The following is an 11834-nucleotide window of genomic DNA, read 5'->3' as shown; positions in this document are numbered from 1 at the left end:
AACCCGAGGGACTTCTGCGTTAGCGACATGCAAGCTACCACTTGCGCGTCAATGAAATGAAGCGTGCCTCTATTTACTCATTGGTGAATGTTTCGCTGACGGATACTTCTCTTACCTCAAAACCCACCTGTTACGGCTATCCTGCGCCTCCAGCACCCAATGTTATGCGGCCGATATCGACTGCTGACTCACCCGCTGTTATATCTTGAGATGCCTGCAACTCATCCTTGCTTATCGACACGTGCTCATCTCCTGAAGGTACATTCTCAAGGGAGAACCGGCCGTCGGCCCCTGACGTCGCGGTCACTTTGCTGTTTGCCAGCTGAATCTTTGCCTCACCGACTGGCTCACCCGCCGCATCAACAACTATTCCTGATACCGTGTACCCACCAGCTGGCAATGCACCGTCACTCGATCCGTCGGTTTTCGCCGGTTCCGACTCAGGCTTCGATGGGGTCGCTGGTTGCACTGGAGCATTGCTGCTGCTCCCCAATGCGGAACGGTCTGGCTTGTTGGCAGGATTACCTGAAGAAGTGGAATGAGGCTGCAGCCCTTCTATGACTCCTCGAACTTGAAGCAAGGTCAGTTCGGACGAGAACCCCGAAAGAAACGCCACACCGATTGCTGAGGTCATGGTGTTGGGTGTGAATATATAAAACGCGACCACGGCGATAAACGGCGTCGAAACAAGTTGCATAATCTGAAAAACTACCACCTCTCTGACCTGAACAGAGCTGAGCTTCGATTGCTTCAGCGTGGGCATGTAGTCGTCAGCGCAGCGCTTCTGATATTCGGGAATTCTTCGAGCAAGGCTCACTGCGCCTCCGACTAAAGCAAGAAGCACAACGTAGAATGGAACAACGAACCCACCTTGAATGATGCTTCCACGTGTAGAGAACCACCTCGCGTCAAACGCTGCCTCAGGTGAGGATGCGCTTAACGAGGCCGAAGCACTCGGCTCGCTTGCCCCGGTTGACGCCACCTGTGCCGGAGTCGTGGAGCCATTTCTTGTCACAAGAAGTCGGTTCTCCTGGATGACTACGCCGTTGAATCTGCCTAGTGTGACGAGCCACGGATACGAAAATCCCTCAATACACGGCCCTTGGGTCATTCTTCGTTTGTCGCACACTGCGTACCGTCGTGTGGGAGATTCAGTTTTCCCCTGCGATGCGATTCGCTGCTCATCGCATCGCTGGCTACGGCAGCGCTTGCAGCTATAGCGGCGCTTGCAGTTGCAGCGGTACTAGCAACTGCACCGCTGGCAGGACGATCGCCGCCGGGATGGGAATACATCGACTTGACTTCCGGGGGCAGATATTCGGGCTCACTTCTCACGCACCTGATTGCACCAGGCACTGACGACTCTTCATTAGCCGGAGCCAGAACACATCCCCGTACAAGACTGATTGGCCCAATGACATCGGGCTGCCATGGGTTCGCAACCGGGATCATCAAAACTACAAACGCCGTGATGGTAAAGGCATAGGCGAAGCGAAAACTCTGCCTGTCTTTCTCCGGAGATTGATCGCCCGTGAAGCACGAGATGAACCATGCCGAAAAAGCGAGTGAAAGCGCAACGAATACGACAAACGGCCAGATAGCGTACCCGCCGTCCCTCTCCCCATGGTCTTCTGAAATTACTGCGAGGTGGTACGCAGAAATCGAAGATATGACGATAAAAAGCACCAATGTGCAGAGCACAATTAAAGGTAGATTGTCTTCGCACGATCTTACGTACCTAATTATTCCGCCAGCATGTGCCGGCGGTGACGTTTGTTCATCATCCATCGCGATTCTCCGAGGGTTCAACTACCCTTCGCCGAAAATCCGTCTCTCAGAATTGTCACCATAGGTCATAAATCAGGCAGAACTGCCTCGGTTATCTACTTATCCCATAACGTCTCAGGTGTGTGCGCCACCGAACATACCGGCTCTTATCTCACACCTAGTGTCGTGTGCATTTCGGATGCTTTTCAACAGCGCTATGACAAGGCCTGCTGCATTTAAGCGACGAAATAAGAACTCGCTCGATCCCAAGACCGGATCGCACGCACGAGAGAGAGGGCCACCATGGCAAGCATCATTGATGTGTCGAGCACGTGCGGTAGCCGTGCTTCTGCGCTGGCTGCTGCCGGCGTAAAAACGGTTATCCGCTACTACTCGCGTGATACAGTCCGCCCCTCAAAGCGACCGACCCGCGCCGAGGCTAACCAATTTTGTGCGGCCGGATTACGGCTCGGAATTGTCCACGAAAGTCGGCAGGGAAACATCGCAACCAATTTCGATCGATCCTGCGGAGTGGCGGACGCCCAATATGCACGCCAGTACGGTGCCAACGAAATCGATCAGCCAGCCGGCACAGCAATCTACTTTGGTGTTGACTTCGATGCATCGTTAGATGAAATTCGGACCCGGATTATTCCATATTTTCAGGGCATCGCCGACGCCTTTGCAGCTCCTTCAAATCTGCCGCACTATCTCGTCGGCGTCTACGGGAGCGGGCGAACGTGTGATGCTATCCTCAACGCTGGGTTGGCCAGCTTCGCGTGGCTGGCGCAGTCTACCGGGTGGGCTGGACATCAGTCGTTTCTGGATTCTCGTCGCTGGGCGCTCAACCAAGGTATGCCTGTTCAGATCGGAGGCGTTGCATGCGACCCCAACACCGCCGCGAGCGACGGAGCCATCAGCGATTTTGTGCTCTCGCCGGCACAACAGGCGCCTAAGCCTCCTCTGGTTCCTGCGGCGCCAGCTACCGTCCCAATGCAGATGTTCGTAAACGCTCGTGGTGGACTGCATCTGCGAACGGGTCCCGGGGTTGAGTTTAACGTCTCTCGACTCCTGGCTTTCGGCTCGCTGGTTCATCCGTTGAAATCAGTCGGCTCCTGGATGTCTGTCGATTTGCAAGGTGATGGTGCCACAGACGGTTTTGTCAGCAGCGCGTATCTCACAGACAAAGCGCCCATCTCTGCAGCGGTCGACTCCGCGACGCCCTCAACGACTGCCCTCAAGGATCATCCTACGGCCGACGCAATACATATTCCAGAGCTCATACGACAAGGCAGCTCGGCCGACGGCCTCAAAGAGGCTCGCGAGACAGCAGCTGCGTCGCTTCCGGGGTACCCCACGAATGGGTGCGCGGCCCATCTCAGCGCGCTGCTGGAACAGGCGCGAATCGACGTCCCCATGACGTGGGGCGCCGGCAAGATTGCGCAGATACTGTTGGATCGAGGCTGGTCAAAGACTGCTGTCGGTGATCAGATCCCCGGTGATGTCGGTGTGTGTTTCGACAATACTTCTCCACCCGGGTCAGACCATGTCTATCTGGTGATTACGACCTCTGGCCCAGACAAGATGACGATTGCCGACAATCGACGCGATATCGACGCGCCTCACGAACGTTTCGCCAGTGGGCAAGGAAGAACGCCCATCGAATACTTTCTACGCGCTCGATAAAAACTTGCTCGGTTCCTTACAACCGGAAGGTACGTCGAAGGCTTTGTTCGGCTCCGTAGGCGCACGCCTGTACTCACTCGGGAACAGATGAGATGAACAAAGCATTGACTCGCAGCCTTGTGCTGGCCATTGTTGTACTTTGCGCGTGCAGTTCAGTACCACCAGCGGCTCCTATTGACGGAAGCAGTATTCACACGGTCAGGACTGCGCTTGATGCGCGAGCAAAAGAATACCAGGCCGGGAGTCAAACTTGGGGCAACAAGGAATTTTGGGGGAATAACGCGCCGCTCATTCTGCTTGGTACGGGTAGCGTAGCCGTCGCAAGCTTTGCCAGCGGTGCTGCCAAAGCCAATTGGATTATCGGTTTGGCGCTCGCAGCCGGTGTTTGGGCACTCACATATTCGACGCTCGCACCAGAAACCAAACAGGATGCTTATTCGGAAGCAGCAACGCAGCTCAGCTGCCTCTCGTTGTCGAGCGCGAAGGTCGACGAGGAGTTGAATCCTGGTCTCTCGAAACAGCGAAATCAGCTGGCAGCCGCAATTGACCTGCTGACTGATCGCTTAGCCGACGCGCAAGCAAAACGATCACAACTCCCGGCAGCTCTTTCAAGCGCTGATCAGCTCCAAGTGTTCAGGGCAGACGCATTGATAAGTCGGGCTGCGGAGACACTCGTCTCCGCAAACACAGAACTCTCATCTGCAGGAGCAATCTTGCCAACGTTGAAAGGCCTTTTTTATGCTATCGATCGCAAGGCGCAGCTTGCTGCGCGAGGAAAGGTTCTAACCAACGGCGATGTTCATAGCGCCCTCGCGGGAGCCGTGGGTTCAGCAACCGGATCGTCTGGCACAGAAAACACAAAGGGCGGCGGAGTCATTAATGCAACTCAGGGGGCCACCGGTACAAAGTCGGCTCCTCCGAAATCAGGACCCGTTGCCGAGTATCTCCAGTCTTCGGACGCGGCTACCAACCTGGCAACGGGATTGATGGAGAACTCCATAGTAAAACGCAAGACGTATTCGGAAGCCATGTCTGCAATCAAGAATGCCGCACAGAGTGACGGGCATATCTGCATTTACTGAGGAAATCATGCTGCCTCAAATACCGCAAATCGATCTGCCGTTTCAACCACCGTCCTCTCGTCCTTTCAGGAAACTGAAGATTTCAGTTGATCCGCAAATTCAATCCGAATGGTGCTGGGCAGCAGTTGCGGCCGCTATCAATACCTCCTTTGGCGGACCCGGCTCGCTCACCCAATGCGCTATCGCATCACAGGTCACGGGTGGCGAGTGCTGCGACAACGGCGATAGCAGCGTATGCAACCAACCTCAAGACTTGAAAGTCGTTCTGACTTTTCTCGGTTTCAATGTCGAATGCACCGGCGCTGTGTCTGTTGAAAAGCTTTCAGATCAGGTTGACAAGGAACGCGCTATCCCAGTCCGGGTAAGGTGGTCAGATGGCGGTGCTCATTTTCTGCTCGTCACCGGAGTCGAAGACGTACCAAACCCCTCTACGATCAAGGACATTCTGGTCTCTGATCCTATCTATGGCAGCGGTGTATGTGCCTTCGAGGATTTGCAGACAAATTTTCTGAAAAATGGCGGCGTATGGAGTAACACCTACTTGACCGGAAACTAGCCATGCAACTGACGTGTAAACCTTATCCGGGGAACCTGGATTCCGTGGGAACTCAGGTCGCTCGAGCGCTTACAGGCCTGGGAGAAGCCGACGATATCGCCGGCACCCTCACTATTCATGGCCCATTTCCATTATATATTGCAGATCCAAAGCAGTATGCACGTGGGGCGACTCGTCGCGCTACTACACAAACAGGCTGGCGTGCTTTGATAAGTTCGGGTGGTCGTGCACTGGCCAGTGTTAACCTTTCGCCCTTGAACAACGAAGAAACGAGCGTACACGTAAGGGGTAAGGAGTCGGCAGAAGCACTGCAGCGTGCGCTTGAGACAGGCCTCAAATGGCTGGAGGAAAATAACGTTTCGGCCGAGTTACGCTTCCTTACGTTTCCTTCGCTTTTCATCACTGTGGTGTGGCTTCATGGTCGTAGTCCCAGATTCATACCAACTCGCATTGCAACCAAGCGCCAGCTCAACCCGTCGGTGCTTACTCGCACCGAATTGATGCGGCGAGTTGCCCAGGTACGAAATGGTCCGGCGAAGGCGAGGTGAGGAGTTATTGTTGATCGAGTGACGACTTAGCATCGGGAACAGTGAATCGTCGTGCCCCCATAGCACAGCACCGGATCTGACTGCGCTTATCCAGGCGTTACACAGCTCGATAAAGAGCATTCGGTCAAGCAGACCTGCGTTGAAAGTCATCCCCCTGACGCCCCCAGGAAATGTTTTTCTGCTCGAATCAAAGAGCAAGACTGTGAATGCGCTACACATACGGAAAGCTGCATCGCACAACATCTGGTCAACGCTACCAACCTCAACCTAACGACTCCTGCTCAGCAGTGAACTTCAAATCGAGTATGGCTGCCGCAAGCTCATACCAACCAGCCTTTTTCGCGAAATCACCCATTCGTGCTGCCTTCCCATCGTCCGCCTTGACACGGGCGCCTTCCGGTACATCGTCCGGGCTCATCCGATACGGTGATAATGTGCGACCGGCATTCGCAGCAGTCGATGCAATGTACGCTGCAATCCGGAAACCGCCCTCATCTACGTCGCCCCAGTGCCGGATAGGCACGTCGGCTGATATCGATGACAATAATCGCTCGTACATCGCACACCAGGACGGTGAAGGCATACCTGCTGTATAGATCAGCAAAACATTCTCCATGCATCGTCGCTTCGCCTCAGTGTGAAACGTAGTCTGATTTTCGATCGTCAGAACGTAGTCGGGATGTCCCTCAACGCCGAGTACTGAGCTCGCAGGGAAGCCCGCATACGGCTCGTCAAGTATCGAGGTCAAGCGTGTGCGTCGTATAACTACCGCCCCAGCCATACGTACAGGCTGTTCCTCACGCCCGAGACCTATTTCGCGCCAGACATCGGAAGATTGACGGACCTCGCTCTCGATGCTGCCTGATAGTAAGACGTCAAGCTGCGCCGTGATGCGTTCAATACGCTTCGAATCCTTGAAAAGGCGCGCACTGACCTCTCGTATGGGGAGCTCATCGGCCTTCGCCTCCTGATTTCGCTGCATGTATTCAATGACTGCGACCGCGTCTATCCAGTCCTGAACGTGTTCTGGACCAGACCCACGAACCTTGCGTAGCGTGCTCCAACACGACAGTACTTCAACCAGCACAGGGAAGGCCGAAAGATGAAGAGATAAGGCAGTACCCGCTACAGCGATTTTGGATGTATTGGTCTCCAGTTGCAGAAAATCGGCGAGCCGACTCAGATCTGCGAGTTCTACGCGAACGCAGCGCATCTTCAATGTCGCGTGTAATTTCTCGTGCGGGGAAACCATCGATCGACGGCAAGGGCGCGTCCGGGCCAAAACGACGTCGATGCAGCAGACAAAGCAGCATCCAGTAAAAGTGTCGATTGGGCGATGCAAGAGGCGCGAATATCTTGTCCGGTATGCGAGCGAAAAGCATCGTCGCCGCTGCACCACCCAGAAGCTGGGCATTGCCAGCACCTAACGAAACAGCCATGGCTCGATCTCCCGTGGGTTGGCGACAGCAAGCTGGTAATCGGGCGCCTGTTGTGTCGCTGGTTCGATAGCGACCATCAGATCCTGCAGGAAATAGTGCAGCAATGAGCCACGACACTGTTCGACGCGTCGCTTTCCACTGTTGAAAAATTCTCGCTGGATCACCTGTGCCTGCGGTAAGGAGAGACCCGGGTGCGCAACGAGCTCCACCCTGACCCAGGTGTTCCACGCCGTATCCTCAGTTTCCAAATGGGCAGATTCGATTGCGAGTTGCTCCAGACCCGATATCCGTCCAATGGCGAAATCACGGAACCCCGCTGCGCGCTCACAATACGCGCGAACATGCCATCGCCGCCCGGCCTTGATCAGCCCATGCGGCGCGATTCGCCGCAGATGTGGTTCCGGATTGTTCATCGAGGCATACTCGATCGACACCATCTCACGGCGCAAAATCGCCTGCCTTAGCCTCGAGAAGATTGCCGGCGCTGGCGCTGACATGTCCGGATAGGATGCCCATTGAATACCATCTCCTCTCTGCCCCGGATCATCAAGCGGCAATCCCGTCAGCGCAAGATAGCGAGACAATGATGCGGCCCGAAGCCGTGCCGTACTGTACTCCTGCTCGAACCGCGCATAACCAGCGTCGATCGCTTTGAACGTGCGCGTTCTCGTATTCCAGAGCATCGTGTCCGGGTAAGCTTCCCGCAGTTCCTTGATCCATTGGCTCGCACGTGTTTCTCCGATGCCGAACAGCTTCATTACGCGCGACCGGCCGAGTTCGCCCTCCCAGATCAAAACTAGCCACATCGCGTCGAGGCGCGCCAAGGGGGAATCTGGAATCATGCGTACCATGCCAATATAGTGATCGTGCAATTAATTGCAGCATACAATTTATTGCACGATACATCAACAGCTATGATGCTCTTTAACAAGACGGCAAGGCGACTGTCGCATCGACGCGACGCAGATCGGTTATGCTGGTCTGGTGGACGATATACGCAGGGGCGGTTAGCTGCACGGTGTATCGGAATTGTGGCGCATTAACCTTCGCAAGCCGCCGGTAATCGCTTGCGGCGCTGCTGTGAACGACGCACGCAACGGCGACGCTTGCATCATCTTTCCGGCACATCTGCCAATGCTTTGCCCTCGACCTGCGTAGACAGGTTTTTGTGTCAGTCGCGCACTCGGGCCTTATCGAACCGTTCACATAGACCTCAATGCGTCAGTCGATCCGATGCCTCTTGACATCCTGTGTCCATGTTTCGCTTACAGTATGTATGGACACAATGTTGCTCAGCGGTACAAAGACATAGCCGTCACCCGCGTCTGGATGCATCAGGTAAAGCGTGACGCCAGACGCAGTCAAACTCTGCATGTCCCATTTGCTACTCTTCGATCGGTCGAAGATGCCTGCCGCTTCGAGCTGGACCAGGATAAGAGGTGTTTCACGCACCTCCACATAAAGCGTCTCGCCGTGCAGTCCGGCATCGAAGACCATCCCTTGACTTGCAAGGAATTCCTTGACCTTGTCGGAGGGAAAGATTGAAAGCGCGATGGTGCTACTCACGTCATAACACTCCTTTCAAGCCATCGCGCATATGCGCCCGTGAAGATACCTGCATTTTAAACAATCCAGAGTCTTCTCTGTCGAGAGAGCTCCGGTTTCCAATCTATCGTTTCTGATTGGTCCTTACACGTCTGGCCAGCACGACCAGTACCGGTAGTTGCCCAACTCTTCGCCAAGCAGCACGACTCGCTCGCGCGTGGTTCGCATCGGGCCTCTATTTTCATCTTTTCGTGGCTCTGCTGGATAAAAGACTTCGAGCTCCCCACCCTCGCCCACTTCGTGTACCCATGAACTTTCAGGGACGATGATTTCTTTCAACTCGGCGCCGTCAGTGCTATCTGCATGCTGAGGAAACAGAAGGACCACGGCGTCTGGATCCGCCTGCGCAAGATGTGCCATTAATTCACGAACTTTCACTCGAAAGTGCTCCGCCGGTGCTTGAATGACACATGCGACGCCTCGGTATTGCTCGACAGGATGAAACCTGTCTTCTGTTGATAGACCGCCTCTGCGATCGCCGCCTTCATCAATCGCCCCACTTCCCAGCTTGGGCTAATCAGCAGATCGACAACATGTCGCGGTGAACCATTGAGAAGATGTCGAGCCATCACAATAATGCAATCATCCACTCCGCTTACACCCGCAGATGTAGTCTGCTGGTCGCGTCCCGGTCTTTTCTGATTCAACCGATTCGGCTTCGACATCATTGCGCTTCCTTGCAAAGAACCAGATCAGGGCGGTGAAGTGGACCCAAAATACGTGCCGCAATCTCCCAAATACCATCGCCATTGACCAGGTACGTAGACTCAAGCTCGACGAACCCGGTGCCCTCTATCCAGATGTTTCCGTGCACGAGACGACCATCATTGACCATCTGAAGGCGCGCAATCACTGCAACCATCACACTTCGACCATCGGTATCTTCAACCACCTGCTCGACTGATACGGTCATAAACGGTGCCACAATTGCATCGCTGTCGATCGGAATACCGGCTCGTACAGTTTTCTTGAGCTCAACGCGAACAGCATCGATGATTACCCGTCGTATACATTTTTCGTTGCGGTCTTTCAGCAGAGGCGCAAACACACCCCGTAGTTCAGATATGTAGGGCACCTCATCTGAGTCGAGGAAGCGCCCCTGGTATGCCTTCGCGCACCACCTTACCTCCAAGGCGTTGCTCATGACTGGGTATCCTGTGCAGACTCACGTTGGACCTCGACGGTCGGCAAAAATCGAAGAACTGTCTGCCAGATGCCCTCACCATTTATGGTTTGGAGAGGCCCGAGATCGATACGTGGCCGCTCGTCGAGAAACATTCCCGCTCGTACACCGTCGACATCGACTGTAACGTCTAGCTTCGCGACTTTCTCCCCCACGTGAGCGCCCGGCTCAACGCTTTCAATAAAGACCATTGTGCGAGATGGCAGAGCAACGAAGGCCTGTCGGGTTGCCCTGGACATGACCCGCTCGCCGAGCAACACCCTAACGCAAGCAAGGAATTCAAGGGTGCTGTCGGGAGGATCAAGCGCGACGATCGCAACCCTGCCTTCATCAACAACTTCAGAACGCAATTGATTCGGTAATGATCTGTTGACGGGCTGCTCGGCTTCGTAAGCGATGGCTCGATAGCGGATTGTTGCAAGCCTAGATGCTGGTTCTGCGTCGAACTGCGTCTGCGCAGAGTCAGAGTCGGCGTTCAGCGACGAAACGTTCGCCATCTCCGTTGGAGCCTGCATGTCAGATCGCGGATTCGGATTCTTGAAATCGGGAACCAGGGTCGATGTGACGTCGATCCACGACGTGATCTTCCACATCCTGGCCGCATACTGCCAGACATGCTCTGCATCCTTGTCGTAGCCTGCTCGACCGCGAAGCTGATAGCAACTCCCGCTCGCCGTCGTTCCCGTTCGCGTCACGGGATCAAATGTCTGGATCGGCGTACTGACGCGGCCCTCGGCATCAACAACGTTCCAGCCAGTAAAATGCCGTTCCCCATGATTGGTTTCACGGATAGTCCAGCGTTCGAGAATCACGTCGCTCACGGCTCTTCGCGTAACAGTCATCGTTATGCCTTTCGGATGCTATAGATCAAGCGTCAGCACAGGATTGAACTGTGCGTTTTCATAGTGGATAGACGGATTCTTGCGATTCTTTCCCGGCCGACCTCGAGGATTAGCAATCACGCGACATTTCCCGAGGTAAAAATCGGCTGACGCATGAACATGGCCGTGTATCCAGACATCTGCCTGAGTAGCAAGAGATTCAACGCCAGCAGCGTAAGCCGGCGCGAGCCGATGCGCGCGCGCAGTTGAAGGAAGCGAGCGGATACTTGGCGCATGATGAGTGATAACTACAGTTTTTCCCGTGAACGGTGTCGCGAGTTCCCGAACTAACCATCGGACTGCTTCGTGGTGGTAGACAGATACGTCTTCTGGTTGGAGCGGCAGGCCGTTCTCGCTGCGTCGGATCGCTCGAAAGTCTGTGAGGGACGACCCTGCTTGCTCCATGGCGTCTTTCCGGCTGGATGCATTCAGGCTGTAATCGGTCCACATACAGGCTCCAAGCACACGAATATCGCCGAGCACACATCCTCTCTTCTCAAGAAATGTCACCGATGTGCCGCGTGCTCGCTTCTCCAGCGATTCGAGGATTTCTGGGTAATCGTGACCGTAGGCCTCGTGATTGCCATGTACATACAGAACGGGCACTGGATACTGACCATATATGTCGATGGCAGCCGTTCCGACGTGGATGTCTCCGGCGAGAACGAGCAACTCGGCGTCCGCTGCAAGCGGAAGCGGAACCAGAGTGTTTCCGCTCACGGCCACCTCATGATGCAAATCAGACGCAATCTGTGCGCGCATGCAAGTTTCTACTACCTCATAGCTTTCTCTGTGCGCAACGCGGTGATAAGCAGCGCGCATGACGCACGTCCATTAGCCACACCCTTGAGTTGCCCGACAGGTGAATGCCCTATCGGTGCAATTCGCTCGGGCGGCTCGTCTCCCCCTATTGACCGACTCGCCATCTAAGTCGTTCGATCTCGCTTTGTTGGCCGCCATATGCGGGCGATTCACAGGCACAGCCCGGCAGCATGTGCACTTCCTGCGACTCCGATTGCGATGTCCACACTCCCTTCAGCGACCGCGTCAATCGAAGCGCGGTTTACAACGACGCCAGCAGCAACGC

At 55.0% G+C, this 11834-nt stretch carries 13 protein-coding genes; 3 read left to right on the top strand and 10 right to left on the bottom strand.

Going from position 1 to position 11834, the window contains the following annotated elements; all coding sequences use genetic code 11:
• Nucleotides 1-136: 136 nt before the first annotated feature.
• Both H3V53_RS03515 and H3V53_RS03510 read right to left on the bottom strand, forming a co-directional pair.
• Complete coding sequence (locus tag H3V53_RS03515; protein ID WP_336596736.1) at nt 137-817, bottom strand: carboxypeptidase-like regulatory domain-containing protein; 681 nt, start codon at nt 815-817, stop codon at nt 137-139.
• Between the two features lie 290 nt (nt 818-1107).
• Nucleotides 1108-1788, bottom strand: a complete 681-nt coding sequence (locus tag H3V53_RS03510) for a hypothetical protein (RefSeq protein WP_336596735.1) — start codon at nt 1786-1788, stop codon at nt 1108-1110.
• Between the two features lie 282 nt (nt 1789-2070).
• Here H3V53_RS03510 and H3V53_RS03505 point away from each other — a divergent pair, with 282 nt between their 5' ends.
• The 3 genes from H3V53_RS03505 (at nt 2071) to H3V53_RS03495 (ending at nt 5091) form a co-directional block, all read left to right on the top strand.
• Nucleotides 2071-3453 carry a DUF1906 domain-containing protein gene (locus H3V53_RS03505; protein ID WP_336596734.1) on the top strand — a complete coding sequence of 461 codons (1383 nt, stop codon included), beginning with the start codon at nt 2071-2073 and terminating at the stop codon, nt 3451-3453.
• Between the two features lie 92 nt (nt 3454-3545).
• On the top strand, nt 3546-4535 hold the full coding sequence (locus H3V53_RS03500) for a hypothetical protein (protein WP_336596733.1): 990 nt from the start codon (nt 3546-3548) through the stop codon (nt 4533-4535).
• A 7-nt stretch (nt 4536-4542) separates the two neighbouring features.
• Nucleotides 4543-5091, top strand: a complete 549-nt coding sequence (locus H3V53_RS03495) for a papain-like cysteine protease family protein (RefSeq protein WP_336596732.1) — start codon at nt 4543-4545, stop codon at nt 5089-5091.
• 810 nt (nt 5092-5901) lie between these two features.
• On the opposite strand, the gene H3V53_RS03490 is transcribed toward H3V53_RS03495, so the two are convergent.
• The 8 genes from H3V53_RS03490 to H3V53_RS03455 all read right to left on the bottom strand — a co-directional run bounded on the left by H3V53_RS03490 (nt 5902) and on the right by H3V53_RS03455 (nt 11569).
• Nucleotides 5902-6891, bottom strand: a complete 990-nt coding sequence (locus tag H3V53_RS03490; protein ID WP_336596731.1) for a Wadjet anti-phage system protein JetD domain-containing protein — start codon at nt 6889-6891, stop codon at nt 5902-5904.
• A gap of 171 nt (nt 6892-7062) precedes the next feature.
• A complete protein-coding gene (locus tag H3V53_RS03485) occupies nt 7063-7929 on the bottom strand; it encodes a helix-turn-helix transcriptional regulator (protein ID WP_336596730.1) in 867 nt (288 codons plus the stop codon).
• A 370-nt stretch (nt 7930-8299) separates the two neighbouring features.
• Nucleotides 8300-8644, bottom strand: a complete 345-nt coding sequence (locus H3V53_RS03480) for a hypothetical protein (protein ID WP_336596729.1) — start codon at nt 8642-8644, stop codon at nt 8300-8302.
• Nucleotides 8645-8767: 123 nt separating this feature from the next.
• Nucleotides 8768-9061 carry a hypothetical protein gene (locus H3V53_RS03475; protein ID WP_336596728.1) on the bottom strand — a complete coding sequence of 98 codons (294 nt, stop codon included), beginning with the start codon at nt 9059-9061 and terminating at the stop codon, nt 8768-8770.
• Nucleotides 9058-9351 carry a hypothetical protein gene (locus H3V53_RS03470; RefSeq protein ID WP_336596727.1) on the bottom strand — a complete coding sequence of 98 codons (294 nt, stop codon included), beginning with the start codon at nt 9349-9351 and terminating at the stop codon, nt 9058-9060. The genes H3V53_RS03475 and H3V53_RS03470 overlap by 4 nt, the downstream gene beginning before the upstream one ends.
• A complete protein-coding gene (locus tag H3V53_RS03465) occupies nt 9348-9827 on the bottom strand; it encodes a hypothetical protein (protein ID WP_336596726.1) in 480 nt (159 codons plus the stop codon). The genes H3V53_RS03470 and H3V53_RS03465 overlap by 4 nt, the downstream gene beginning before the upstream one ends.
• Nucleotides 9824-10687: a hypothetical protein gene (locus H3V53_RS03460; RefSeq protein ID WP_336596725.1), complete on the bottom strand. Its 864-nt coding sequence runs from the start codon at nt 10685-10687 to the stop codon at nt 9824-9826. Before H3V53_RS03460 ends, H3V53_RS03465 begins: the two co-directional genes overlap by 4 nt.
• A 39-nt stretch (nt 10688-10726) precedes the next feature.
• Nucleotides 10727-11569 (bottom strand): metallophosphoesterase, encoded by an 843-nt coding sequence (locus H3V53_RS03455; protein WP_336596724.1) that lies wholly within the window; start codon nt 11567-11569, stop codon nt 10727-10729.
• Between the last annotated feature and the right edge of the window lie 265 nt (nt 11570-11834).

Origin of the sequence: Paraburkholderia bengalensis, from assembly GCF_037126505.1 — a bacterium.
GTDB lineage: Bacteria > Pseudomonadota > Gammaproteobacteria > Burkholderiales > Burkholderiaceae > Paraburkholderia > Paraburkholderia bengalensis.
The sequence above is the reverse complement of the archived record's forward strand: the minus strand, read 5'-3'. Positions and strand labels throughout refer to the sequence as shown.